The sequence below is a fragment of the Clostridium sp. genome, from assembly GCF_036643715.1.
In the GTDB taxonomy this organism is placed as follows: Bacteria; Bacillota; Clostridia; order Clostridiales; family Clostridiaceae; genus Clostridium.
Map to the genome: position 1 here is coordinate 1 of NZ_JAVXRL010000038.1, position 25841 is coordinate 25841.

A 25841-nucleotide genomic window follows, 5' to 3' on the forward strand; every position below is an offset into this window, starting at 1 on the left:
TAGATATATTTTTCATTTTTTGGATTTTTTCAATTGCAGTTCCTTTATTTACATTAATATTAGTTATATCAGTCCAATATTTACCTGCAACTACTATTTTTATATGATCTTCAATAGATTTTAATTTTTCATCTAATATAGGATAAGAATGAGTTAAAGCATCACCCATATCACAAATAGAAATCTTAAAAATATCGTCATCTATTTCATCGAAAGAATTAATTATAGTTTTATTAAAATAATATTTATCAATTTCTTCTTGTGTAGTTTTATCACATGAAAATTGATAGAAATTTTTAACACCGCAGAATATTATTGATATATTGTTTATATCAGAACAAACTTTAGCAACTTTAGCTACAATATCTTTCTTTATAATTTCTAAAGAAGTAACTTTTCCTTCTTCTACAACCATAGCGCCATTATCAGATATATAAGATATATCATCACATATTTCACTAAAGTTTTCATATAGTGTTTTATAAGGGCGGCCACTTGCTACAACAAACTCGATATTTTTTTTCTTAAGTTCTTTAAAAATATCAAAAAATTCATTAGGTATTTTACCTTCTGGAGTAAGTAATGTACCATCCATATCTGAAGCAATTAATTTTATCACAATATCACCTTTTCCTATGTAATTTAACAAATTTAATAATAACATATATAAAATAAATTGAAAACAAAGGTTTAAGTAAAATATTGACATAAAAATAAAACTATGGTAATATATGTAAAAGTAATATAGGAATAGTATATTATAAATTCCGCGTTCTAAAATCTATTTAAGATTTAGTACGTGGTTTTAATTTTAAGAAGAAAGGAGATAATAATTATGAAAAGAAAAATATATATATTTGATACAACACTAAGAGATGGCGAACAAACACCGAGGGTTAGCCTAAATGCAAAAGAGAAACTTGAAATTGCAAAACATTTAGAAAGATTAGGAGTAGATGTTATTGAGGCTGGATTTCCAGTTGCATCAGATGGAGATTTTGAAGGCGTTAGACTTATAGCTCAAAATATAAAAAATTCCACAATAAATGCCCTTGCAAGAGCTGACAAAAAAGATATAGATAGGGCATATGATGCTATAAAGTATGCTAATAAAAAAAGGATTCATGTATTCTTAGCAACGTCAGATATACATATGAAATATAAACTTAAAATGACAAGAGATGAAGTTATAAATAAAATTAAAGATATGGTAAGTTATGCAAAAACATTAGTAGATGATATAGAATTTTCACCAGAAGATGGTTCAAGGACAGATAAAAAATTTTTATATGAAGTGTTAGAAGCTGCAATTGAAAGTGGTGCAACTGTTTTAAATATTCCAGATACAGTTGGCTATTCAACGCCAGATGAATTTGGATCACTTATTAAGGGGATAAAAGAAAATGTAAAAGGAATTGATAAAGTTATAATAAGCGTCCATTGTCATAATGATTTAGGACTAGCTGTAGCAAATTCACTTGCAGCAGTTGAAAATGGTGCAACTCAAATAGAATGCGCAGTTAATGGACTTGGGGAGAGGGCAGGAAATACTGCGTTAGAAGAAGTTGTAATGGCACTTAATACAAGATCAGATATTTACAACGTATATACTAATATAAATACTGAAAATATATATAGAGTATCATCGATAGTATCACATTTTTCAGGGGTGAATGTTCAGCCAAATAAAGCTATAGTTGGAGCTAATGCGTTTTTACATGAATCTGGAATACATCAGCATGGTGTACTAGAAAATAGAGAAACTTATGAAATAATGACTCCTGAATCAGTTGGTTTTAAAACTAATAATATGATACTTGGAAAACACTCAGGTAGACATGCATTTGAAGAGAGGGTTAAAGAACTTGGATGTCAATTAGACAAAGATAAACTAAATGAAACATTTTTAAAGTTTAAAAATTTAGCGGATAAGAAAAAGGAAGTATCAGATAAAGATATTGAAGCACTTATTTATCATGGAACAATAAATGTTTCAGATAAATATAAAATAATTACATTCAATGTAACGACAGGTAATAGTATAAGTTCTACTGCAACAGTTAAGGTAAGCTTTGAAGATAAAGAAAGAGAGGAAGCTGCGTGTGGAGATGGACCGGTAAATGCACTTTATAATGCGCTAGAAAGAGCAATAGATAAGGCTCTAGTATTAAAAGATTATAATATTAAAGCAATTACTAGTGGAACTGATGCATTAGGTGAAGTTACTGTAAAGCTATCTTATGAGGACAGAAATATAATAGGAAGAGGCGTAAGCACTGATGTGATTGAAGCTAGTGTAATGGCATATATGAATGCATTAAATAAATTAGTAAATTAAAATACTTGATTTTAAAAAGAATTGTTTATATAATAGAAACAAAATAAGATAAGTTCGGATGAAGGTAGTGGGAGAGCGATTAATTTATTAATCCACCGAAGAGGGAAATCTTTCAGGTATTAGGACCGCTATTGGACGAGCCTCTGGAGAGACTTAAAGATTATGCTTTAAGCACCGAAGGAGCAAGATATATAAAATATTTATATTTTATATGTTGAAACTCTCAGGTAAAAAGGACAGGGGATTTTTTGAAGCTAGGAATATTTTTCTATAGCTTTATTTAATCTCCTCCAAAATTTTAATATTTTAGGAGGATTTTTTTATGGAAAATTTTTTAACGAAACTGGACGCTATTGTATGGGGTCCGCCACTATTAATTTTACTTTTAGGTACAGGATTATATTTAACAATCAAACTTAAATGTCTTCAAGTAACTAAACTTCCAAAAGCTCTTAAATATATATTTAAAAGCGAAGAGGGAGGAATGGGAGATGTGTCAAGCTTTGGAGCACTTTGTACAGCATTATCTGCAACAATAGGAACAGGTAATATAGTTGGAGTTGCAACAGCTATAAAAGCTGGAGGACCAGGTGCACTATTTTGGATGTGGATTGCAGCGTTCTTTGGAATGGCAACTAAATATGCAGAGGGTGTACTTGCAATAAAGTATAGAGAATTTGATGAAAAAGGCCAAGTTAAAGGGGGCCCTATGTACTACATACAAAATGGTATGGGCAGTAAAGTTCTTGCAAAGGCTTTTGCATTATTTGGAGTGTTAGTAGCACTTTTTGGTATTGGAACATTTGCTCAAGTAAAATCAATTACGGAAGCAGTAAAAACAAGTTTTAATGTACCTATAATAATTACAGCAATAATTATAACTATTTTAGTTTCAATGGTAACTTTAGGAGGGATAAAGAGGATCTCTAAAGTATCAGAAACAATTGTACCTGTAATGGCAATACTTTATATAGTAGGAGTTCTTATAGTGATTATATTTAATATTAAAGAAGTGCCAAATGCGGTTAGACTTATTATTGAAAGTGCATTTAATCCAAGAGCAGCATTTGGGGGTGCAACTGGAGTTACAATTATGATGGTAATTCAAAGAGGTATAAGTAGGGGAGTATTTTCTAATGAATCAGGACTTGGAAGTGCACCGATAGCAGCAGCTGCTGCAAAGACAAATGAACCTGCAAGACAAGGGTTAATTTCAATGACAGGTACATTTTTTGATACGATTATAATATGTACAATGACAGGAATAGTAATAGTTTTAACTGGAATGTACAGTTCACCACTTGATGGATCACAATTAACTACTGCAGCATTTGAGGCTGGCTTTCCAATAGCTATGATTGGTAAGTATATAGTTAATATTGGACTTATATTCTTTGCATTTACAACTATACTTGGATGGAATTATTATGGAGAAAAATGTGTAGAGTATTTAATAAATGAGAAAGCAATTATACCGTTTAAGATTTTATATATAATACTAGTTGCAGTAGGAGCCTTTATATCACTTGATGTAATATTTATATCAGCAGATATTGTAAATGGTCTTATGGCTATACCGAATTTAATAGCAATAATAGCTTTAAGAAAAGTTATATTTGAAGAGACAGATATATTTTTCAAAAAGATTTCGAAATAAATATGTAAAGGGTCTGTATCAAAATAATATTTTGATACAGACCCTTATTTTTATGAATTTTTAGTATTTAACTTTAAATGTATTCTCGGACTGTACAACGTTAATTTCATCTACAGTAATATTTGAAACTTTAGAAAATCTATTTCCTTCCTCTACTATAGAGATAAGCCTTTCTAAACTATCCTTAGCGCTTTGGCCTTCTATATAAACATCACCATTACTTAAATTTTTAACAAAACCTGTTATATTAAGTTTTAGTGCAGATGATAGCACAAAATATCTAAAGCCAACGCCTTGGACATGCCCATTTACAATAATTTTAATTCTATACATAAAATTCACCTCTTATGGGTATTATAACATAGGGAATTAAGTATAAAAATGTAAATTGAAAAAATATACAAAATTCTGAAAATTATTGCAATTAGGAAAAAATTGTAATAAAATATAATCAAAAAGGAAAATTATGGAGGAAGTATGGAAAAGAGCTTAGTTTTAATCAAACCAGATGGAGTTGAACAACATGTTATAGGAAAAATACTTGAAAAGTATGAAGAAGATGGTCTTAGAATAGCAAATCTTAAGATGATTTGTGTTTCGAAAGAACTTGGAATGAAACATTATGAGGAGCATAAAGACAAAGAATTCTTTAATGAACTTATTAGTTACATAACAAGAGGACCTATTTGTGCTATGGTGCTTGAAGGTGATAATGCAATTAAAAGAGTTAGAAGGATTAATGGTGCTACGAATCCACAAAAAGCTGAAGAAGGCACTATTAGATACTTATATGGTAAGAATATTACAGAGAACTGCGTTCATGCCTCAGACTCACCAGAGAGTGCGATAAGAGAATGTGATTTATGGTTTCATGAATCTTAATAAATAAAAAAATACCCAAGTCAATTATTTGACCTAGGTATTTTTTTGTTTAAGAGAATACTCTTATCCATTCATCATTATATAATTTTAAAGTATTTTTATTTAAATCAGTAAATACTTCACATTTTTTTAAATCTTCCTTAGATGGATATTCCTTTTTCATTTCTTCAGGTAACATTTCAAATGTTTTTGTATTAGGAGTTTGGTATCCAATATATTCAACATTTTGAAGTGCATTATCAGGATCGCATAAGAAGTTTATGAACATTTCAGCTTCCTTCTTATGTACAGAACCTTTAGGAATAACTAAAGAGTCAAACCATTCGTTTGAGCCTTCTTTTGGAATGATATATTTTATATCAGGATTCTCATTCATTATATATACTGCATCACCTGACCAAACAGGAGCTACAGCAGCTTCACCACTTATCATAGCATCTTTAACTTCATCTACCATGTAAGCTTGAACTAATGGTTTTTCTTCTATTAGAGCATTAGCTGCAGCTTTAATTTGATCTGGGTTTTCTGAATTAAGTGAATAACCAAGTTTCTTTAAAGCTATTGCCATTGCATCTCTTACTGAATTAAACATTATTATTTGGTCTTTATAATCTTTATCCCAAAGAATATTCCAGCTATCTACAGGTTTTTTTACAATCTTAGAGTTGTAAACTATACCAATTGTACCCCACATATAAGGAACTGAATATTCATTCTTTGGATCATATGAAAGATTTTTAAATTCATTTCCAATATATTTGTAATTTGGTATGTTATTAAAATCTATTTTTTCTGCTAAATTCTCTTTAATCATTTTTTCTATCATATAATCAGAGGGAATAACTAAATCATAATCACTTGAACCATCTTTAATTTTTGCATACATTATTTCGTTAGTATCGTAAGTACTGTAATTAACTTTAATACCAGTTTCCTGTTGGAATTTACTAATTAAAGCTGGGTCAATATAATCACCCCAGTTGTATAAATTTAAAGTTTTAGCGGATTCTTTTTGAGAGCTGTTAGTGCAACCGGCAAAAAGAGATGCTGTTAAAACAACTAGTACTGTTAATGCAATAAATAATTTAGATTTTTTCATATTTTAGTTCACCTCTTCACTTCTTTTTTTGTTAACTATTAATAGAAGTGCTAACACCACTACAAACATCAATGTTGATAGGGCATTTATTTCTGGCTTAATACCACGTCTTGCCATAGAGTAAATTTCAATAGATAAATTTGTAACTCCAGGACCAGTTGTGAAGAAACTAATTACAAAATCATCAATTGACATTGTAAGTGCCATTAAGAATCCAGCGAATATACCAGGTTTAATTTGAGGTATAACAACTTTTCTAAAAGCATAAAAAGGTGTTGCACCAAGATCCACAGCAGCATCGATTGTGTTGTCAGGAAGCTGTCTAAGTTTTGGAAGAACTGAAAGTATAACATATGGTATATCAAATGTTATATGTGCTAAAAGCATTGTGTTAAATCCAAATGTGAATCTTAAAAATATAAATAAACTCATAAGAGCAATACCTGTAACTATATCAGGATTAATTATAGGCAAATTATTAACACTTAATAAAAGAGCTTTTTTTCGTCCTCTCATACTGTTAATACCAATAGCTGTTATTGTTCCAATTATTGTAGCTATGATAGAAGCAATAAGCGCAATTATTACAGTGTAATAAAGTGCTTCCATTAATGTTTCATTTTTAAATAACTCTCCATACCATTTTAATGTAAATCCATTCCAACTACCCATTGATTTAGAGTCATTAAATGAGAATACCATTAAAGTTATTATTGGAGTATATAAGAATACGAAAATTATTCCTAGATAAAATTTCTTGATAAATTTTTCTAATCTGCTTACCATAAACGTCCACCACCTTCAGCTTGTTCACCATCAAATCTTGACATTATTGCCATAGACAACAATATTAAAATCATTAAAATTATGGCTAGTGCAGAACCAAAATGCCAATCACTTAAAGTTGTGAATTGTTGTTCTATAACATTACCAATAAGCATTTCTTTTCCACCACCTAGAAGTCTTGGAATTACGAATGTTGAAACTGCAGGCATAAATACCATAGTTATTCCAGAAATAACACCTGGTATACTTAAAGGGAATATTACTTTTCTAAATATCTCTTTTTTATTTGCGCCTAAGTCAGAAGCAGCATTAATTAAGTTTTGATCTATTTTAGATAAAACTGTAAATATAGGTAGTATCATAAATGGTAAGAAATTATATATCATACCAAGTAGTATAGCACCGTTAGTATAAAGGAATTGAATTGGTTCAACACCAAAAACTCCAAGGAAATTATTTATAATACCGTTTTTACCTAATATAGGTAACCAAGCATAAGTTCTTAATAAGAAATTCATCCACATAGGTAATATAAATAACATTATTAATAAATTACGTCTATTTTCTGGCATCTTTGAAATAATATAAGCTACTGGATATCCTAAAAGAAGACATACAGCAGTTGAAATTAAAGCAAGTGATAATGAACGTCCAAATATTTTAAAATATAATGGATTCATAAGACGGCTGAAATTCTCTAAAGAAAATTTATAACCTGTATCTGTATCAATAGTTAAACTGAAGAATAAAATCATAAGTAGTGGAACAATTATAAATATTGCACTCCATATTATATAAGGTGAAGCTGCTAGACTTCTCTTATCATTATTCATTTGAATTTACCTTATTCATTACATGAATATCTTCAGGATAAATATCTAGTCCAATTATAGAACCAATCTCAGCTGATTTAGTATTATGAATAATCCATTTTTCTAAACAACCTTCAAGTTCGACTTCTATTTCATAATGAACTCCTTTAAATACAACAGAGAGTACTTTTCCTTTAAGCATTCCAACATCTTCTTTAACCATTTTTATATCTTCAGGTCTTATAACTATATCAACTGCTTCATCTTTCTTGAAGCCTTTATCAACACTTTCAAAAATGTGACCACAAAACTCAGTATTAAAGTCATCATGCATAATACCATCAACTATGTTACTTTCACCAATAAAATCAGCTACGAAAGCATTTGAAGGTTCATTATAAATGTCTTGAGGAGTACCCATTTGTTGAATGAGTCCTTTATTCATAACAATTATAGTATCTGACATTGTTAGTGCTTCCTCTTGATCATGAGTTACAAATATAAATGTAATTCCAAGTCTTTGTTGAATCTTTTTAAGTTCTATTTGCATTTCTTTTCTAAGCTTTAAGTCTAATGCACCTAAAGGTTCATCTAAAAGTAAAACCTCAGGTTCATTAACTAGAGCTCTTGCAATAGCAACTCTTTGTTGTTGACCACCACTTAATGAATCAATACTTCTATGTTCAAATCCGCTAAGTGCAACCATCTTAAGCATATCAGTAACTTTTTCTTTAATTTCATCTTTTGGTAATTTCTTTATTTTAAGTCCAAAAGCAATATTGTCATATACATTCATATGAGGGAATAGAGCATATTTTTGGAATACTGTATTTACTGGTCTTTTGTGAGAAGGAAGGGTTGCCATATCTTTATCATCGAACATAACCTTTCCACTATCTGCAGTTTCAAAACCAGCTATAATTTTTAATGTAGTAGTTTTACCGCATCCACTTGGACCTAAAAGAGTTAAAAACTCATTTTTCTTTATATTAAGGTTAAGATTTTTTAAAACCTCATTATCTCCATATTTCTTACTTATACCTTTTAGCATTAGAATGTTGTCATTCATAATAAACACCTCTTTCTAGAATTTAAACTTAATAATTAAAATGATGGGGGAGTGCTTATCCATATTATCTTAGCAACTGTCTTTCCTGGGTTTGATAAATAGTGACTAGATTTTGGCTTGAAATAGAAGCTTTCACCTTTTTTTACTTTATATACTTCATCACCTAAATGTAATAAAATACTTCCATTTAAAACAAAACCGAATTCTTCACCTTCGTGAGGTTCTTCCTCGATATATCTACCATTAGGTTTTAGAGTTAGCATAATAGGTTCCATATCATTTTTTTGAGCGCTTGGAACTAACCATTTTAAACTATATTTTAAATTTTCATCTTCAGTTTCAAACATATCATCACATTTGTAAGTGATTCTCTCTTCGCTTTTTTCACTGAAGAATTCAGTTAAATTAGTACCTAATATTTCAAGTATGTCTACTAATGTAGCAATAGATGGGGAAGTTAAATCATTTTCAACTTGTGAAATAAAACCTTTAGATAGTTCACATCTATTCGCAAGTTCTTCTTGAGTAAGGCCTTTAGCGACTCTAAGGCTTCTTATTTTATCTCCGATTTCCAATATTCACACCACCAATTCTTTTTTTGAATGTAATTTTACTAAACATAAAGTTTAAAATTACTAAACAACCAAGACTAATTATAATTAGTATATGCAAAAAAATCAATATATTTCTTTTAAAAAAATAAAAAAAACAATATGTAATATGCCCCTATGAGCGACTTATAGAGTTTTGGCGTTTTTGAAGTTTAATAAAAACATTTAAAAAGTTTAGTAATACTAAGTATTTTAAAATGTTTATAAAATTTAAAAAAAGTTATTTTAGTGTTAAAATATTCTATATTATTAATTAAATAGAAAAATTTCACTTATATATATTAAATCCTTAAAGTTTGTTATAATTAATATAATGTAGTATTTAAAGAAAAATAAAGAAGGGTCAATATAGAACAAAGGTGGTAAAAATGAAATTAAGTGATGGATTATACAGGAGAAATGGGAAGAAAGTTTATATAAAGCAACCTCAATATGAAGAACTTAAATTTGTATCTGAATTATGGAAAGATGAAGAAACTATGAAGGATATCGGAGGAGTTTTTAATTTTCCTGAAAGTAAATGGGAAATGTTTTATAAGAAAATGATAAGTCCAACAGACGGCAAAAATTTTTATTGCTTAGTATATACTAATAAAGATATCCCAATTGGTGAAGTAAGTTTTCATGGATATGATTCAGCAACGAAAATTGCAAGGTTTAATGTGAAGATACATTCAAACCATAGAAATAATGGTTATGGGGAAGAGGCTGTTAGACTTTTACTTGAATACTTTTTCTTAGAGTTTGGCGGAGATATATTAATGGACAAGGTTCTAACTGAAGCTGGAGAGAGAGTAGCGCAAAAAATAGGATTTGAAGAGGTAAGAAGATTTAATAATGATAACACTATGAGAATATCAAAAGAAGAATTTTTAAATTTTGATAAATGCTATAAAGCTAATATTGGAATGCTTATGATAAATGATATGGATGTATCAGATTTTACTATGGCGAAAAATTTATTTGAAAAAGCTAATGAATTATTAGGACAAGATATATTCAATGTATATGGGATAGCAATAGATAAAACTATATCAATAGGTAGAGATATAAAAGTTAACATTGAATTTGATAATAACAATAAAACTCCAAATGTTTTAATAATACCAGGTGGAAATGGAGTAATTTTAAGTGATAAGAAAAATCAAATAGTAGAGCATGTAATAAATAGTTATAATGAATGTGATTTTATTTGTGCTATTAATGAAGGAATATGCTATCTTGCTTCTTGTAATAAATTAAACGGAGTTGTAGTTCCAAAAGGAAATTGGAGTGAGAGATTAAAAAATAATAAAGAATACTTTAGAGTAGTCAATAGAAATTATACAGATAATGGGAAAATAATGCTTAGCACAAATTTAATGGGAACTTTAGAACTTTATTTAAATTTAATAAAGAAAATAGGCGGAAATGACTTAGAAGAAAAGTTGTTTGCTGAAATAGGGCTAAAAAAATAAGTGGATTTTAATCCACTTATTTTTTTAGAAAAACATTTGCAACTATTGCAACTATTTCTTTTATGTTAGTTAGTTGATTTGTTAGATTTTCTTTGACTACAATTGCATCAGCAGTTGCTTCAGTTGCAACGTCACTAATATCTTTAACATTTTCAGTAATACCTTTAACATTAGTTAAAGTACTGTCTAAGTTTTTTTTGTTTTCTCCAAGTAGAGTATCAACCTTAGTTAAAACATTAAATAATTTTAATAAGCAAAGTATTAAAATAACTAAAGCACATGCACCTAATATACCAACTATAATCCAAAATAGATCAGCGATATTTATATACATTATTTAATTTCCTCAATTGTTTCGATGTTCTTGCTTTCTAAAGCTTCATTTGAAACAGGTTCTTCTGTAGCTTCTACATCAGCAGTATCCTTGTTTTTAGAATCTAAATATTCTTTAATTTTTGATTTAGCTTCCATGTAATTATTTTTACAATTGACAGAAGCTGTATTTGCTTTAGTTTTTACTTTTTCATTTACATCTTTAGCGGCTACCATCATGTCAGATCTAAGTTCCTTTCCTGACTTTGGTGCGAATAAAACTGCACATGCTGCTCCTAATGTAGCACCTAAAGTAACTCCTGTAGCTACATGTTTAGCTGTTTGCATTTTTGATGCTCTAGCCTTTGCTCTTCTTTTTTCTTCGATTAATTTTGATAAATTCATACAAAACCCTCCTCAATTACTAAAATATAGATATATTTCTTACTAGTAGTATACTAGAATTATTTGTAAGTGACAAGCTATACTATAAGAATTATAATAATGTTTACATTAAGGAAGATTAAGTTTAAAAAGTACACAAATTATACTTTAAACTATTCCATAAAGATAAGGTGTAGTGTAAAATAAAGATAGGGAAAAATACTAGTATTAGAAGCTTTGGAGGGGTGCTATGAGAAGAAAGACAGGAATGTATATAAGTATTGGTACTATTGTAATTTTAATTGTTATAATATTTATACTTGTTTACAATTACTTTGGTCAAGGAAGAAACGAAATAGAGATAGCAAATAGTTTTATTCAAGAAATGCAGAATGAGGATATTATAGATAAAAGTCCAGAGGAAATAAAATTTGATGTAAAAGAAAAGACTGGAACAGAAAATGAAGAGGGAATATATTCATTAGTAAGTAAAGATTATAGAGTTGATTTAGATAAAAATAAAAATATAGTTAGTTTTGTACATAATACTAAAAATAGCAATAAAATCAATATTTCTCCTGAAAAAGCAAAGGAACTTGCTGAATTATATGTTAAGGAACTGTGTGAAGGGGATTATAAAGTAGAAGGTATTAATAAAGAAGAGAAGAATCCATATTATTCAATAGTTTTTTCAAAGTATGAGGATGGATATCCATATTATTCTGAGAAGCTTTTGATAAATATAAACAAAGAAAATGGAAAACTTCAAGGGTATATGAATAAGACAGCTACATTAGAACACAAGAAGGTAGATATAAATATTTCAAAAGAAGAAGCAGAGAAATCAGCATTAGATATATTTAATAAATTATATTCAAAGGGTAAAATTGAAAGTGACACATATCTTTCTTTTTATAATAAAGATACAGGTAATAAAAGTGAACTTTGTTATGTAATTAATATTTCTAATAAAGAGGAAAGTTATATGTACTTTGTTTCAGCAAATAATGGAGATGTTATTAATTCTATTAGTAATATAATTGAAGAAACTAAAGTAAAATAAAAAAACAGACATATTGTCTGTTTTTTTTATCTATTATTTTATTGCCATTCTTCTACGTTCTTTAATCCAGGAATTGAAGAAGCTTTGAATATCGGCTCTTTTATACCTGAACGCTTTTGATCTGTGTAATCTTTAAGCGCTGCAAATGCAAATTTACTAAGCATAAGTATAGCAATTAAGTTTACTATAGCCATTAATCCCATGAATACATCAGCTAAGTTCCATACTAAATCAACTTTAGCTACAGATCCAAAGAATACCATCAATATAACAAAGGCTCTATAAGCAAATAAGAACCATTTCTTATCACTTAAGAATTCAATGTTAGATTCTCCATAATAGTAATTACCAACTATTGAACTGAAGGCAAATAATAATATGCATATTGCAATAAATATATTACCAAACGGTCCGATTTGTGAGCTTAAAGCATCTTGAGTAAGTTTTATACCAGTTGATGCTCCAGGACCTGAGTAATCAACACCTGATAAAAGAATAATAAATGCAGTACAACTACAAATTATTAATGTATCTGTGAAAACACCAAGTGTTTGTATTAAACCTTGTTTAACAGGGTGAGTAACTGTTGCTGTTGCTGCAGCATTTGGAGCACTACCCATACCAGCCTCATTTGAGAATAAACCTCTCTTTATTCCCATTAGTAAGGCACCACCTAAAGTACCACCTGCAAATTCTTTGAATCCGAATGCATTTTCAATAATTAATTTTAATACAGAAGGTATTTCAGTAATGTTAAGTATTAATATTAAGATAGCTATTCCTATATAAGCTAGAGCCATTACTGGAACTAGGATCTCAGTAACTTTTGCTATTCTATGAATACCACCAAATATAATTACAGCAGTAAGTGCAGTAAGTATTAAACCAACAACTAATTTGTTTGCACCAAAGGCTGTATTAAATGATTCTGTTATAGTATTTGATTGAACTGAGTTAAATACTAAACCGAATGCTACTGTTATAAGAATTGAGAATAAAACTCCCATCCATCTTTTGTTTAGTCCTTTTTCCATATAGTAAGCTGGACCACCTCTAAAGGATCCGTCTTTATTCTTTTCTTTGTAGATTTGTGCAAGTGTTGACTCTACGAAACTTGAACCTGCACCTATAAGTGCTATAATCCACATCCAGAATATTGCACCAGGACCACCAACTGAAATTGCAAGTGCAATACCAGCTAAGTTTCCAGTACCAACTCTTGAAGCTGTACTTATACAGAATGCCTGGAAGGATGATATACTTCCTTTTTCTTTCTTCTTAGAAAAACCATCACCAAGAAGTCTAAACATTTCTTTAATGTATCTAAACTGTACAAAGTTTGTCCTTATAGTAAAGTAAGCGCCTAAGATTAAAAGAAGCGCGATTAGAATGTACGTCCATAAGAAATCGTTAAATTGTAGTATAAGATCGTTTAATATGTTCATTTAAATCCTCCCTCAAATTAAATTTTATATAATAACTGAGTTTATTTTATAATAAAATATCAAAAAATGCAAGAAAAAAATGATGAAATTTCATAACAAGCCTCGTAACAAGTCAAAATAATAAAAAAAAATGAATTATATGTCTATAATGCAAGAAATGAAATGAGTTTATGCAAAAAGTGTATTAAAAAAAGACCGCTACATTTTGTAGCGGTCTATAATACACTTAAATATATAAATATTATCTAGTTGTGAGCCTGTGGATTTGCCTCTGGAGGGGTTACAGGAGGCTGAGTAGTTTCATCTCCAGTATCTGGCGTAGTTTCATCAGGTTTTGTTGTATCTTCAGGCTTTTTATCTTTATCATCCTTTTTATCATCAGGTTTCTCAGTCTTTGGCATTGATGTCATAGTATCTGATGATGTAGGAAGTACGTATTTGTAATCTTTAGTTTCACTATTTGGATAACTCTTTTTTATGAATATTCTTTGAGCTATTAATCCACTTGGAGTATTATTTGTCGCAAGCATACCGTTTAGTGAATTAATTGAAGCACTTACATGAGTTTCACAGTAAGTTGTAGGTTCAGTTCCTTCGATAAACATTTCAGTATAAACTCTATTACCTCTAGGATCGTGTTTACAAAGATCTGTTGGAAGTTTTCCTGAATCTTTACATACAGCAACTTCAACTATACCACTTGGTTTTGCTATATCTTGAGTACTTAACCCTTCATTAGCTACTTTCATTATTTTACCCCAAAGGTTAGAAGCTGTAGTACCAGATCCTCCACCTTTAATAGTATTATTTTTATCATAACCAACCCATACAGCAGCACTTAAATGAGGTGTTAAACCAGCAAACCAGTAATCTTTATTATAACTAGTAGTACCTGTTTTACCTGCAACTGGCATTGCACCAAATTGAGCTCTTTGTGCATTGTATTGGATAGGACCTTTCATCATATCATAAACGATGTAAGCTGCTTGTTCTGATAGTATTTTTTCTTCTTTAATTTCATTATCAATTAATACATTTCCGTTATTATCAACAACTTTTGTATAAAGTCTAGGTTCTACATATATTCCTTTGTTACCAAAAGCACCAATAGCAGAAGCCATTAAGTATGTGTTACCACCATCTGGGTTTTTAGAGTCATTATTAAATTGACCAAGTGCAAGTCCAGACGGATTGATTGAACCTTGTTCATATTTAAGTCCAAATTTCTTACCATAAGATAATGCAGTATCTTCACCTGTTTCTAATAATGTAAGTGTTGCACCAACATTACTTGAACGTTTAAGGGACTCTCTAAGTGTTGTCAGCCCATAATACTCATCAGGTGTATTTTTTGGATTAAATGTTGGTGAAATTTCTTTTGGTATTGGCGCATCATCAATAACTGAAGCTGCAGTTAACTTTTCAGTATCAATTGCAGGTCCATATACAGATAATGGTTTAACAGATGAACCAACTGGCCTGTAAGAACCGTAAGCTCTATTAAGTGAACGAGCACCTTGATCACCTCTACCACCAACTAAAGCAATAACTTTTCCAGTTCTATAATCTGTAATAGTAGCTGAAGCTTGAAGTAGTGGTACTCCATCTTCTGAAACTTTATCAGTACCTGGTATATTAAAGTTATTATAATTATTTAATACACTTTGAGTACTATCTTGAATTTTTCTATCCATAGTAGTGTAAACTTTAAGTCCACCAGTTGATACAAGGTTTTCTACTTGTTCATCACTATATTTATACTTTTCTTTTAAATCTTTTTTTACTTGATCTACAGTTGCATATAAGAAGTCTTCATAAGGAAGTCTATAATCAACTTTTGATCTTTTGAATTTAAGTTTCCCGCTATCTAAATCTTTGATAGCTTTATTATACTCATCTTGAGTAATATAATTATGTTCAAGCATTTTTGATAAAACAGTCTTTGTTCTATTTAAGTATACGCTAGGGTCTTTTTCGTTAGCTGGATTGTAAGCACTATAAGCAGTAGGTGCTTGAGTTACACCTGCTAAATAAGCACATTGTATAAGATCTAAATCTTTAACATCCTTGTCAAAATACATACTAGCACCAGCTTGTGCACCGTATGATATACCTCCAACTGGGAAGTGGTTTAAATAAGCTGTTAATATTTCATCTTTTGAAAGCATCTTTTCAAGTTCTAATGAAAGATACATCTCACTAACTTTTCTTTCAATTGTTTGTTTATTAGTTAAAATTGTATTTTTAACTAGCTGTTGAGTTAGGGTTGAAGCACCTTGAAGGCCTCCTTTACCAGTAACAACATAAACGACATCGTTTGCAACTGCACCTAGTATTCTTTTTACATCAATTCCATTATGGTCATAGAATCTTTCATCTTCTATGGCTACAATAGCATTCTTAAGGTTTTTAGGTATTTCTTCTGAGGTCGCTTTTTGATAATCTTCTTTGCCGTGAAGTGATGCAATGAACTTATCATTATCATCATAGGCTGATAAGGTTTGATCTACATTTACAACTTGATTTATATCTATAGGTGGCGTATTTTTTATTACAGCAACTATATAACCAACTCCAATAACTGCGATTGCTAAGCATGCAAATAATATACTTAATCCTACCCATTTAAAAATCTTCTTCTTTTTTACTTTCTTTTCAGAAGAGCTTCCTTTTTTCGAGTTAGACTTTGAAGCTTGGCTATTTTTTGTGTTTTTATTCTTTTTTGGAACTTTTTTATCTGCCATCTCTTCCTCCTAATCATTAAAATTAATAAATAATATTATTATCCATTATAGCATAATTATAATATGATTAAACCAATAACTCAATAAAAAGGTGCTATATGAAATATTATACAAAGGCCAATCCAAAGAAATATAAGTCCTTTATAGCTATTATTATTACCATGTTTATACTTTTTAATCTATTATTAATGGTTTTCGATAAAAAAGTAATGCCATCGGTTTTAGCTATTTCGGAGACTCTAATGAGAGCAGAAGCTGTAAAGACAATAAATACTGTAAGTGTTGAAGTTTTTGATGAGGAAGTATCAGCAACAGATGAGATTGTGAAAATTGACAAGGATAAGAATAATAAGATTAATTCAATAACTGCAAATACAGCTTTACTTAATAAACTTACCGCACAAATATCAATTAAATGTAATGATAGATTAGAAGAACTAGGGCAAAAGGGTATTGAAGTACCACTAGGATGGATGACTGATAAAAGTATATATTATAATTTAGGCCCTAAAATAACTATTGAAATGGAGCCACTTGGAAATATTGAGACTAATTATGAATCTACATTTGAAAGTGCAGGTATTAATCAAACAAGGCATAAGATTTATTTGAATGTAAAAGCTAGGGTGAAAATAATTATACCTATGTACACTAAGGAAATAGAAGTGGATACACAAATTCCATTATCAGAAACAATAATAGTTGGCGAAATACCAGATGCAGCAATACAACTTAATGATTAAAAAAATAAAGGAAGGCACAGTGCCTTCCTTTATTTTATGGGTTTTGTATTAGTTAGTTTCCCAGTTGAAAACGTATGGGATATTTCTATAGTAATCACCATAGTTTAATCCGTATCCAACAACGAATAAGTCTTCAATTTCAAAACAGCAATAGTCTGGTGAAACTTCAACTTTTCTTCTTGAAGGTTTATCTAAAAGAACACAAACTTTTACAGATTTAGCTCCTAAATTTTTAACGTGATTCATAACGAAGTCCATAGTTATACCACTATCAACGATATCATCAACAATTAAAACATCATATCCTTCTATATTATCTGGAATATCATTTACGATTTGAACGCTTCCTGAACTTGTTTCGCTATGTCCATAGCTTGAAGTTGTCATAAAGCCAATCTTTGCTTTTGTATCTATGTATCTAACTAAGTCAGCTGCATATATAAAGCTTCCTCTTAATAAAGATAATACATAAAGATTTTTATCTTTATAATCTTCTGTTATTACCTTTCCAAGTTCAGCTATTCTTGTTTGTATTTGTTCTTCTGAAAATAGAATATTACGCTTTTTATCTTCCATTTTATAAAACCTCCGATGAATGTATTTAAAAACTCTTGTAATAATAAAAATACTGTATTATTGCATAAAAATCAAGTGTAAATTTGTGTGGACACATTTACAATGAGGTTTATATAGTATAAAATTATAGTCAAATTAGACAAAATAGATATAAAGAAAAAGGTGATTTAATGATACATGGAAACGTTGAAGGAATAAAAAATTCTTACCTTTCAGAACTTGATGATTTATATAGTGTAAAAACTTTAAAACAAGAAGCTTGCAACATAGAAATAATAGATACAATATCTAGAATTTCATCTCAAATTGAGAGAGAAGTAAGTGTAGCAATAGATAGAAGAGGTAAGGTGACATCAATTGCAATAGGAGATTCTACATCAGTAGAACTACCAGTACTTGATATTAATGAGAAAAGATTATCTGGAGTGCGTGTAATACACACTCATCCAAATGGTTTATGTAATCTTTCAGCTCTTGATCTAACAGCACTTTTAAAGTTAAAGTTAGATGCAATAATTTCTATTGGAATATATGGAGGCAAAATAATTGACTTCTCATTAGCCAATTTAACAGTTTTTGATGATAATTTAGTTTATGAAGAAAAGCAAAACTTATCATTAGAAGAACTTCTTTCAATAGATATTATAGAAAAAATAAGATATGCAGAAAGTCTTATAAAAGATAATGATGTAATTGAAGATGATGGAGAAAAAGCTATACTTGTTGGTTCAGATACTAGAGAAAGCTTAGATGAACTTGCAGAACTTACAAAAGCTTGTGATATACCTGTATTAACTAAAGTATATCAAGGAAGAAGTAAAATAGATCCAGCTTTCTTTATTGGAAGAGGAAAAGTTCTTGAAATAGCTCATTTAAGACAGACTGAAAGAGCTAATGTAATAATATTTGATGATGAACTTTCAGGGTCACAAGTTAGAAATCTTGAAAATGCAATTGGAGCAAAGGTAATAGATAGAACAACACTTATACTAGAAATTTTTGCAAGAAGAGCAAAGAGTAAAGAAGCAAATATTCAAGTAGAACTTGCACAACTTAAGTACAGATTAAGTAGATTACAAGGGCTTGGAACAGTATTATCTAGAACTGGTGGAGGTATCGGTACTAGAGGTCCTGGAGAAAAGAAACTTGAAACAGATAGAAGACATATAAGAGAAACTATATATGACTTAAACGCTGAACTTAAAAAGATAAAGAAGATTAGAGAAGTTCAACGAGAAAAGAGAAATAAAGAGAGCATTCCTAAAGTGTCCCTAGTAGGATACACAAATGCAGGTAAATCAACTCTTAGAAATGCGCTTTGTAAAATTGCAGCTTCAAAAGACAATAGACATAAAGAAGAAGTATTTGAAGCAGATATGCTATTTGCAACTTTAGATATTACAACTAGAGCTATAGTATTAAAAAATAAAGGGTTAATAACATTAACAGATACAGTTGGATTTGTTAGAAAGCTTCCTCATGATTTAGTTGAAGCATTTAAATCAACTTTAGAAGAAGTTATTTATTCAGATCTTTTATGTCATGTTGTTGATGCTTCAAGTGATGATGCTTTAGAGCAAATAAAAGCAGTTGAAGAAGTATTGTCAGAACTTGGTGCAATAGATAAAGAAACAATACTTGTATTAAATAAAATAGATAAAGCAAGTGAAGAAACTTTAGTAGAGATGGAAGAAAAACTATCTTACTATAATAATATAATAAGAGTTTCAGCTAAAGATGAAATAAACTTAGATGAACTATTAAGTGAAATAGAAGAAAAGCTTCCATATAGTCTTAAAAAATGTGAATATGTTATTCCTTATGATAAAGGTGATGTTGTATCATTCCTTCATAGAAACGGAAGAATAATTAGCGAAGAATATGTAGATGCAGGAACTCAGCTAACAGTTGAAGTTGATGATGAAGCATATAATAAGACAAAAGAATATATAATAAAAGAATTAAACTAATAATAGTATTCTATTATTTTATGAATTATAAAGATTCCTAATGTAAATAATTTATATTAGGAATCTTTATTAATTTGAAATAGTATTTTAACAATGTACACACTTTTGATATAATAGAAGAAATGATGAAGGGGGCTATAAATAAAATGAAAAACATTATAATAGAATATCAAAAGGCATTTAATTACATGTTAGATAATTTTAAGAAAAATGAAAATGTCTTAGCGGTATTTACCTTTGGTAGTATGGTTTCAGGTGATATATGGGAAGAATCAGATATTGATTTTTTTGTTATTTATAACTTAGATTATAGTAGAACAAGAGATATATATTCAGAGAATTTTAAAATACCAGTGCATACTAGAATTGTAAGTAAAGATAATTTCTTAAAGTCCTATGAAGAAGATGGAAGCAAAGGTGTTGCAAGAAACATTCTTAGATTTTCAAAGTTAGTTTTTTCAAGAGATAAGGATGTAAATAATTTATATAATAGAGCAATTTACATTGGGGATGAATTCAATCACATAGAAAATTTAGAATACTTAAGTAAAGTAATTAAAGATGTTGGAATATGCAAAAAATACATACAAAACGATAGAGTTTATACAGCTTATGAAATGATGGTTAGAAGTTTAGATAGTTTCTCAAAATTATATTTGAACTTAAATGGTTATACAGTAAGTAAAGATGCAATACGAATGGCGATTAATTTAAATGATGAATTTAAAACTTTAGTAGATAATAAACTTTTTAGTGGAATAAAGGCAGAAGATATAATAGAAATTATTGATTATATAAATAGCTATATAGATGATAATATATTAAATGGGGCAAAGATAGTTACAGATATATTAAGCGAGCACGATGGATATTTAAGTTCATCAGAAATAATGAGTAATGAACTATTAAAAGGGTGTAATGTTAAGCTTGAACAAATATTAAAAAGATTACTTACAAAAGGTATAATAAAGAAAAGAAATAAGAACGTTATAGATTGTAATGATAATATTATTACAAGTGAAAATGTATATGGAATAGAATAAGGTGATTTAGTTTGAAATTTATTAAAGAGATAGTATTTGAAGAGGAAACACCAAAATATATACAAATTGCAAATAAGATTAAGCAGTTAATTGATAATGGAAAGATAAAAGATGGAGAGAAACTTCCAACAATAAGGGAGCTTAGCGCGCTTTTAGATGTTAATAAAATAACTATAGTTAATTGTTATAAAAAACTTCAAAATGAAGGGTTTGCTTATCAAAAGGTAGGTAGTGGAACGTTTGCAAAAAAGAAAGAACTTCATAATGCATTTAGAAACGCATATTCTCAAAGTTTAAAGATGCTTAAGAACAATTATGAATTGGAATATGTTGATTTTACAGGGGAGATAACAGATGAAGTATTATTCCCAATAAAAGAATTTAAAAAGATAATAAATAAAGTTTTAGATAGAGATGGTGAAGAAATATTACTGTCTCAAAATACTTTAGGTTATGATCCTTTAAGGGAAACGATAAACAATGTATTTTGGAATGGTAATATTAATACTGATGATATACTTATAGTATCAGGAGCACAGCAAGGAATAGATATAGCATCAAAGGCGTTACTTAATATAAATGATAATATAATCGTTGAAAAGCCAACTTATGGTGGAGCATTATCAGTATTTAAGTGGAGACGGGCTAATATATTTGAAGTGCCAATAGAAAATGACGGAATTGATATTGAGAGATTTATAAAAATAGTTAAGAAAAATAAAATAAGATTATTTTATGCAATGAGCTATTTTCAAAATCCAACAGGTGCATCATACAGTTTAGAAAAAAAGAAAAGAATTTTAGAACTTGCAAAAGAATATGATTTTTATATTATAGAAGATGATTATTTATCAGAACTTATTTATGAAGAGAGTTTTGAGTATATTCCATTTAAACATTTAGATACTGAAGATAGGGTAATTTATATTAAAAGTTTCTCAAAGATATTTATTCCAGGAATAAGACTTGGGTATATAGTAACACCGAAAGTATTTAGAGAGCACTTTTTAAGAACAAAGTTTAATACGGATATTACAACATCAACTCTTATGCAAAGAGCACTTGAATATTATATTGCAAATGAGAACTTTAGAGGGAATATTCATAACCTTTCAGTAGAGTACAAAAAGAGATATAATTTGATGGGAGATCTTATAAAAGAAGAGCTCTCAGATTATGTATATTTTAACAAACCAGAAGGTGGACTAAACTTTTATTTAGAATTTAAAGATAGAAGGATGTCTTCTAGAAAGTTGTTTTTTAAGCTTATGAAAAAAGGAGTTTACATAACTCCAGGAGTATTATTTTTTAGAGATGACAAAGAAGGGGACAGGTCATTTAGAATAGGATTCTCTCAAACTGATTGTGATAAAATAAGAAAAGGGATTAACATAATTAAGGAGGAATTAAAATCATGGCATATATAACAATTAGAGATCGGGGAGAAGACAGCTTTGAAGAGAAAAAATCAGAGTTTATAGGCTATGCTAAGAGAGTAGAAAGTGAAGAAGAGGCAAAAGATTTTGTAAATGAAATAAAAAGTATGCATAAACAAGCTAGACATAATTGCTTCGCCTACGTAATCGGAGAAAATTATGGAATCCAAAGATACTCAGATGATGGAGAACCACAAGGTACAGCAGGTATTCCAATATTAGAAGTTATGAAAAAACAAGGGGTAACGGACTGTGCTATAGTAGTTACAAGATATTTTGGAGGAATTCTACTTGGAGCTGGTGGACTTACTAGAGCGTACACTAAAGGAGCTAGTATTGCACTGAAAGCTGGAGGTGTAGTAGAAAAAGTAAAGGGAAGTAAAGTATCAATAGAAATAGATTATGATTTAATCGGTAAGATACAGTACCTTTGCGGTCAAAATAATTGGCATATAGAAGATTCAGAATACACAGATAAAGTAAAAGTATTTATTTATGCAGAAGATATTATAATTCCAATTATTGAAAATGAAGTTATAGAAGCTACAAATGGTAAAGCTATATTAAGTAAAAGCGAAGAAGATATATATTTTAAAGAGGACAACAGACTTTTTAAAGCAATATAATGCTTATATTTGTTAAGAAAATATAAACATTGCAAATATTGAATAAATTTAAAGGTCTGTGATATAATTTTAAGGTATAATTTTTATATTAACATAAAATAAGGAGGAATAGACATGTCAGGACACTCAAAATGGCATAACATCCAAGCCAAAAAAGGTAAAGTGGATGCAAAAAGAGGAAAAATTTTTACAAAGATTGGGAAAGAATTAATGGTTGCAGCTAAAAGTGGTGGCCCAAGTCCTGAGTCTAATGCAAAACTTAGAGACGTAATCGCAAAAGCAAAAGCAGCTAATATGCCTAATGACACTATACAAAGATCAATTAAGAAGGCAGCAGGAGAATTATCAGCAGTAAACTTCGAAAAGAATGTTTATGAAGGATATGGTCCATCAGGAGTTGCTGTTATAGTAGAAGCTTTAACTGATAATAAAAATAGATCAGCAGGTAATATAAGAAGTGCCTTTACTAAAGGTGGCGGTAACATGGGTACAGCAGGTTGTGTTGGATTTATGTTCCAAGAAAAGGGAGAAATCGTTATCGAAAAAGGCGATTTAGATGAAGAAGAAGTTATGATGATGGCTTTAGATGCAGGTGCAGAAGACTTCCAAGCAGAAGATGAAGTATTTGTTGTATATACTGATCCATCAAACTTTGGTGAAGTTAGAGAAACATTAGAAGCTAATGGATTAGAATTCTTAGAAGCTGGAGTTAATATGATTCCAGATACAACAACAGCAATTAATGAAGAAGATGCTAAGAAGTTCCAAAAGATGCTTGACTTACTTGATGATGATGAGGATGTTCAAGAAGTGTATCACAATGCAGAATTCCCAGAAGGATGGGAAGAATAATTTACTTATATTAAGTTTTATGTAAGGTACCAATACCCTCTTATTAATTTAAATATTAATAAGAGGGTATTTTTTGTGGAAATTTAACAAGGAAATTTACTGTATTTTGTAACAATTTATAAATTATGTAATAGTATATATTAAGAATAAATATTATATTAAATATACAAGGAGATAATTTAATATGGAAGAAAACATGAGAAAAAATTGTTATGGAAACTATAAGGAAAATGTATGTGATATAGAGAGCGTTTGTTGTACAGATTTTGTTAAGGAACAATTTAGTTTAAAAACAATAGCTAGGAATACTGTAGTAATAGTTTATCAATCAACTGTTAGTAATGATACTAGAGGAACAATAAAAATAAAAAATTTATCATCAAATACTGCAATAAACTTTACAGTTAATAGTACAAATATAGTAGTACAACCAAATCAAGAGGCTGCAATTACTGCATCGAATTTAACTACAGTTACAGTTCAATCAATTGGAGTAGGTTCTTTAGCATTAGTTAAACTTTGCTTTGATTTACAAGTAAGGGCATTGGCTAATTAGTCTGTATTAGATATAATATTATTTTAGGCAGAGCTTTTTAAGCTCTGCCTTTTTATAAATAATAATTACGCTACTATTATAAGTCTGTATAATATACCAATAATAAACATTATAATAGAAATACATTTAAATAAGCAACAATGTAAATAATAAATATATTAATTAAATCTTATTATTTAGTTAATCTTTTATTTATAAAATACAAATAAAATTCATGATAAAATATTGATATGTTTAGTAAGGGGCGGGAAGAATAGATGACAAGCAAAGAACTAAAAAATCAAGCTAGGATGCAGTTAGATGGATACAGAAAAAAATTTGCTATATTTTCATTAGCATCATTATTAATAATATTTTTAATCAAATATTGTATTCAAGGCGTAGAAATAAAAAGTATATTGTTATATATAATATTAAGTATAGTAGGAGTTTTTTCTAAAGGTTTATTTTTAAACTTTTGTACGAATAATGAGTTTGATTTAAAAAAAGGAATTAAAAACTTTAAAATATATTTAAGATATTTTATTATAATTTTTTTACTTGGTATAATAGTACTTACAATATCGAGCTTTATTATAATATTAGTATCAGCTACTGGAATAATAAGTTTTTTTGATATAATTTATAATGCTCAAAATATTGAGTCAGTTTATGAATTAATAATTGGATTAGCAATAATACTTGTAATTTCGATCGGTTTAACTATAATAATTTTACAGTTATTCTTCTTTGCAACACCTTATTTAATTATTGAAGGTTTTGGATTAGAAGAGAGTCTTTATACATCATTAGATTTAATGGAAGATAATAAATTTAGATTACTTAAATTAGAACTCTCCTTTATAGGATGGATTTTATTAACTATTATAACATTTGGCATTGCAGTACTTTGGGTAGGACCGTATATTACAGTGGCAAAAACCAAATTTTATTTAATGATATTAAAAGAGAAAAATATAGTAATTTCATGAAGGTTTTAATTATTGACAATGATTACATAACAGAGTATATTTTATATATACACAATGAAGTGTATAAGAGAGCAAAGGAGCTCCATAGATATCTATGGAGCTCCTTGTTTTTTTTATATGGAAAAGCATAGGAGGATTGGAAATGAAAAACTTTGAAATTAAGACTAACATATATTTTGGAGAAGGTTCCTTAGAGTACTTACAAAAGATAAAAGGAAAAAAAGTATTTATAGTAACAGATCCGTTCATGGTTAAGTCAGGGACAATTGATAAAATAACTAATAATTTAACTGGAAAAGAATACAAAATATTTAGTGATATAGTGCCAGATCCACCAATTGAATTAATAGTTAGTGGAATTGGAGAACTTGGTAAGTTTTGTCCAGATACAATTGTAGCTTTAGGTGGT

The 25841-nt window shown here is 29.1% G+C and carries 26 protein-coding genes and 2 riboswitches; of the genes, 14 read left to right on the forward strand and 12 right to left on the reverse strand.

From position 1 onward, the window contains the following. A partial coding sequence (locus RSF37_RS10880) for an HAD family hydrolase (protein WP_332564423.1) occupies positions 1-619 on the reverse strand: 619 nt, incomplete at its 3' end. 216 nt (positions 620-835) lie between these two features. Between RSF37_RS10880 and RSF37_RS10885 the strand changes: the two genes are divergently transcribed. Both RSF37_RS10885 and RSF37_RS10890 read left to right on the forward strand, forming a co-directional pair. Further along, positions 836-2338, forward strand: a complete 1503-nt coding sequence (locus RSF37_RS10885; RefSeq protein WP_332564424.1) for a 2-isopropylmalate synthase — start codon at positions 836-838, stop codon at positions 2336-2338. Between the two features lie 58 nt (positions 2339-2396). Beyond that, positions 2397-2476, forward strand: a riboswitch (glycine riboswitch). Between the two features lie 2 nt (positions 2477-2478). Further along, positions 2479-2581: riboswitch (glycine riboswitch) on the forward strand. A gap of 79 nt (positions 2582-2660) precedes the next feature. Next, positions 2661-3995, forward strand: coding sequence for an alanine/glycine:cation symporter family protein (locus RSF37_RS10890; protein WP_332564425.1), 1335 nt, complete (start codon positions 2661-2663; stop codon positions 3993-3995). Between the two features lie 60 nt (positions 3996-4055). Here RSF37_RS10890 and RSF37_RS10895 read toward each other — a convergent pair whose 3' ends face one another. Continuing rightward, positions 4056-4328, reverse strand: coding sequence for an acylphosphatase (locus tag RSF37_RS10895; RefSeq protein ID WP_332564426.1), 273 nt, complete (start codon positions 4326-4328; stop codon positions 4056-4058). 144 nt (positions 4329-4472) lie between these two features. Between RSF37_RS10895 and ndk the strand changes: the two genes are divergently transcribed. Further along, complete coding sequence (gene ndk, locus RSF37_RS10900) at positions 4473-4877, forward strand: nucleoside-diphosphate kinase (RefSeq protein ID WP_332564427.1); 405 nt, start codon at positions 4473-4475, stop codon at positions 4875-4877. 49 nt (positions 4878-4926) lie between these two features. Here the strand turns inward: ndk and RSF37_RS10905 are convergent, their stop codons facing one another. Genes RSF37_RS10905 through RSF37_RS10925 form a run of 5 tightly spaced genes read right to left on the reverse strand, consistent with a single transcriptional unit; the run spans position 4927 to position 9218 of the window. Further along, positions 4927-5976 carry an ABC transporter substrate-binding protein gene (locus RSF37_RS10905; protein ID WP_332564428.1) on the reverse strand — a complete coding sequence of 350 codons (1050 nt, stop codon included), beginning with the start codon at positions 5974-5976 and terminating at the stop codon, positions 4927-4929. Positions 5977-5979: 3 nt separating this feature from the next. Further along, entirely contained in the window at positions 5980-6762 is a 783-nt protein-coding gene (locus tag RSF37_RS10910) for an ABC transporter permease (protein WP_332564429.1), read from the reverse strand. Further along, positions 6756-7595 carry an ABC transporter permease gene (locus RSF37_RS10915; RefSeq protein ID WP_332564430.1) on the reverse strand — a complete coding sequence of 280 codons (840 nt, stop codon included), beginning with the start codon at positions 7593-7595 and terminating at the stop codon, positions 6756-6758. The genes RSF37_RS10910 and RSF37_RS10915 overlap by 7 nt, the downstream gene beginning before the upstream one ends. Next, a complete protein-coding gene (gene potA, locus RSF37_RS10920) occupies positions 7588-8643 on the reverse strand; it encodes a spermidine/putrescine ABC transporter ATP-binding protein (RefSeq protein WP_332564431.1) in 1056 nt (351 codons plus the stop codon). The genes RSF37_RS10915 and potA overlap by 8 nt, the downstream gene beginning before the upstream one ends. Before the next feature lie 35 nt (positions 8644-8678). Further along, entirely contained in the window at positions 8679-9218 is a 540-nt protein-coding gene (locus RSF37_RS10925) for a helix-turn-helix domain-containing protein (RefSeq protein WP_332564432.1), read from the reverse strand. A gap of 404 nt (positions 9219-9622) precedes the next feature. Here RSF37_RS10925 and RSF37_RS10930 point away from each other — a divergent pair, with 404 nt between their 5' ends. Continuing rightward, positions 9623-10711, forward strand: coding sequence for a GNAT family N-acetyltransferase (locus RSF37_RS10930; protein WP_332564433.1), 1089 nt, complete (start codon positions 9623-9625; stop codon positions 10709-10711). 16 nt (positions 10712-10727) lie between these two features. Here the strand turns inward: RSF37_RS10930 and RSF37_RS10935 are convergent, their stop codons facing one another. Further along, complete coding sequence (locus RSF37_RS10935; RefSeq protein ID WP_332564434.1) at positions 10728-11045, reverse strand: hypothetical protein; 318 nt, start codon at positions 11043-11045, stop codon at positions 10728-10730. After that, on the reverse strand, positions 11045-11428 hold the full coding sequence (locus RSF37_RS10940) for a YtxH domain-containing protein (RefSeq protein ID WP_332564435.1): 384 nt from the start codon (positions 11426-11428) through the stop codon (positions 11045-11047). Before RSF37_RS10940 ends, RSF37_RS10935 begins: the two co-directional genes overlap by 1 nt. Before the next feature lie 229 nt (positions 11429-11657). On the opposite strand from RSF37_RS10940, the gene RSF37_RS10945 reads away from it, so the two are divergent. Continuing rightward, complete coding sequence (locus RSF37_RS10945) at positions 11658-12470, forward strand: PepSY domain-containing protein (RefSeq protein WP_332564436.1); 813 nt, start codon at positions 11658-11660, stop codon at positions 12468-12470. Between the two features lie 38 nt (positions 12471-12508). Here the strand turns inward: RSF37_RS10945 and RSF37_RS10950 are convergent, their stop codons facing one another. Next, positions 12509-13915 (reverse strand): alanine/glycine:cation symporter family protein, encoded by a 1407-nt coding sequence (locus RSF37_RS10950; RefSeq protein WP_332564437.1) that lies wholly within the window; start codon positions 13913-13915, stop codon positions 12509-12511. 245 nt (positions 13916-14160) lie between these two features. Further along, positions 14161-16659: a transglycosylase domain-containing protein gene (locus RSF37_RS10955; protein ID WP_332564438.1), complete on the reverse strand. Its 2499-nt coding sequence runs from the start codon at positions 16657-16659 to the stop codon at positions 14161-14163. 98 nt (positions 16660-16757) lie between these two features. On the opposite strand from RSF37_RS10955, the gene yunB reads away from it, so the two are divergent. Then, on the forward strand, positions 16758-17402 hold the full coding sequence (gene yunB, locus RSF37_RS10960; RefSeq protein WP_332564439.1) for a sporulation protein YunB: 645 nt from the start codon (positions 16758-16760) through the stop codon (positions 17400-17402). A 48-nt stretch (positions 17403-17450) separates the two neighbouring features. Here the strand turns inward: yunB and hpt are convergent, their stop codons facing one another. Beyond that, a complete protein-coding gene (gene hpt, locus RSF37_RS10965; RefSeq protein WP_332564440.1) occupies positions 17451-17978 on the reverse strand; it encodes a hypoxanthine phosphoribosyltransferase in 528 nt (175 codons plus the stop codon). Between the two features lie 170 nt (positions 17979-18148). Here hpt and hflX point away from each other — a divergent pair, with 170 nt between their 5' ends. From hflX to RSF37_RS11005, 8 genes are all read left to right on the forward strand, one after another. Continuing rightward, complete coding sequence (hflX, locus tag RSF37_RS10970) at positions 18149-19948, forward strand: GTPase HflX (RefSeq protein ID WP_332564441.1); 1800 nt, start codon at positions 18149-18151, stop codon at positions 19946-19948. Between the two features lie 146 nt (positions 19949-20094). Then, positions 20095-20991, forward strand: a complete 897-nt coding sequence (locus RSF37_RS10975) for a nucleotidyltransferase domain-containing protein (RefSeq protein ID WP_332564442.1) — start codon at positions 20095-20097, stop codon at positions 20989-20991. A gap of 11 nt (positions 20992-21002) precedes the next feature. Beyond that, positions 21003-22418, forward strand: coding sequence for a MocR-like pyridoxine biosynthesis transcription factor PdxR (gene pdxR, locus RSF37_RS10980; RefSeq protein ID WP_332564443.1), 1416 nt, complete (start codon positions 21003-21005; stop codon positions 22416-22418). After that, positions 22406-23053, forward strand: coding sequence for a YigZ family protein (locus RSF37_RS10985; protein WP_332564444.1), 648 nt, complete (start codon positions 22406-22408; stop codon positions 23051-23053). Before pdxR ends, RSF37_RS10985 begins: the two co-directional genes overlap by 13 nt. Positions 23054-23167: 114 nt before the next feature. Continuing rightward, complete coding sequence (locus RSF37_RS10990) at positions 23168-23905, forward strand: YebC/PmpR family DNA-binding transcriptional regulator (RefSeq protein ID WP_332564445.1); 738 nt, start codon at positions 23168-23170, stop codon at positions 23903-23905. A 184-nt stretch (positions 23906-24089) separates the two neighbouring features. Continuing rightward, positions 24090-24461, forward strand: a complete 372-nt coding sequence (locus RSF37_RS10995) for an S-Ena type endospore appendage (RefSeq protein WP_332564446.1) — start codon at positions 24090-24092, stop codon at positions 24459-24461. A 257-nt stretch (positions 24462-24718) separates the two neighbouring features. Beyond that, complete coding sequence (locus tag RSF37_RS11000) at positions 24719-25432, forward strand: DUF975 family protein (protein ID WP_332564447.1); 714 nt, start codon at positions 24719-24721, stop codon at positions 25430-25432. 142 nt (positions 25433-25574) lie between these two features. Then, the coding region (locus tag RSF37_RS11005; RefSeq protein ID WP_332564448.1) for an iron-containing alcohol dehydrogenase at positions 25575-25841 on the forward strand (267 nt) is incomplete at its 3' end.

What these genes read in the sequence shown, in the direction of transcription:
- RSF37_RS10915 (WP_332564430.1), bottom strand. Translation starts at nt 7,595, where the DNA reads ATGAATAATGATAAGAGAAGTCTAGCAGCTTCACCTTATATAATATGG.
- RSF37_RS11000 (WP_332564447.1), top strand. Translation starts at nt 24,719, where the DNA reads ATGACAAGCAAAGAACTAAAAAATCAAGCTAGGATGCAGTTAGATGGA.
- RSF37_RS10885 (WP_332564424.1), top strand. Translation starts at nt 836, where the DNA reads ATGAAAAGAAAAATATATATATTTGATACAACACTAAGAGATGGCGAA.
- RSF37_RS10950 (WP_332564437.1), bottom strand. Translation starts at nt 13,915, where the DNA reads ATGAACATATTAAACGATCTTATACTACAATTTAACGATTTCTTATGG.
- RSF37_RS10990 (WP_332564445.1), top strand. Translation starts at nt 23,168, where the DNA reads ATGTCAGGACACTCAAAATGGCATAACATCCAAGCCAAAAAAGGTAAA.
- hpt (WP_332564440.1), bottom strand. Translation starts at nt 17,978, where the DNA reads ATGGAAGATAAAAAGCGTAATATTCTATTTTCAGAAGAACAAATACAA.
- yunB (WP_332564439.1), top strand. Translation starts at nt 16,758, where the DNA reads ATGAAATATTATACAAAGGCCAATCCAAAGAAATATAAGTCCTTTATA.
- RSF37_RS10935 (WP_332564434.1), bottom strand. Translation starts at nt 11,045, where the DNA reads ATGTATATAAATATCGCTGATCTATTTTGGATTATAGTTGGTATATTA.
- RSF37_RS10890 (WP_332564425.1), top strand. Translation starts at nt 2,661, where the DNA reads ATGGAAAATTTTTTAACGAAACTGGACGCTATTGTATGGGGTCCGCCA.
- RSF37_RS10975 (WP_332564442.1), top strand. Translation starts at nt 20,095, where the DNA reads ATGAAAAACATTATAATAGAATATCAAAAGGCATTTAATTACATGTTA.
- RSF37_RS10985 (WP_332564444.1), top strand. Translation starts at nt 22,406, where the DNA reads ATGGCATATATAACAATTAGAGATCGGGGAGAAGACAGCTTTGAAGAG.
- RSF37_RS10945 (WP_332564436.1), top strand. Translation starts at nt 11,658, where the DNA reads ATGAGAAGAAAGACAGGAATGTATATAAGTATTGGTACTATTGTAATT.
- RSF37_RS10930 (WP_332564433.1), top strand. Translation starts at nt 9,623, where the DNA reads ATGAAATTAAGTGATGGATTATACAGGAGAAATGGGAAGAAAGTTTAT.
- RSF37_RS10905 (WP_332564428.1), bottom strand. Translation starts at nt 5,976, where the DNA reads ATGAAAAAATCTAAATTATTTATTGCATTAACAGTACTAGTTGTTTTA.
- hflX (WP_332564441.1), top strand. Translation starts at nt 18,149, where the DNA reads ATGATACATGGAAACGTTGAAGGAATAAAAAATTCTTACCTTTCAGAA.
- ndk (WP_332564427.1), top strand. Translation starts at nt 4,473, where the DNA reads ATGGAAAAGAGCTTAGTTTTAATCAAACCAGATGGAGTTGAACAACAT.
- RSF37_RS10995 (WP_332564446.1), top strand. Translation starts at nt 24,090, where the DNA reads ATGGAAGAAAACATGAGAAAAAATTGTTATGGAAACTATAAGGAAAAT.
- RSF37_RS10910 (WP_332564429.1), bottom strand. Translation starts at nt 6,762, where the DNA reads ATGGTAAGCAGATTAGAAAAATTTATCAAGAAATTTTATCTAGGAATA.
- potA (WP_332564431.1), bottom strand. Translation starts at nt 8,643, where the DNA reads ATGAATGACAACATTCTAATGCTAAAAGGTATAAGTAAGAAATATGGA.
- RSF37_RS10940 (WP_332564435.1), bottom strand. Translation starts at nt 11,428, where the DNA reads ATGAATTTATCAAAATTAATCGAAGAAAAAAGAAGAGCAAAGGCTAGA.
- RSF37_RS10955 (WP_332564438.1), bottom strand. Translation starts at nt 16,659, where the DNA reads ATGGCAGATAAAAAAGTTCCAAAAAAGAATAAAAACACAAAAAATAGC.
- RSF37_RS10895 (WP_332564426.1), bottom strand. Translation starts at nt 4,328, where the DNA reads ATGTATAGAATTAAAATTATTGTAAATGGGCATGTCCAAGGCGTTGGC.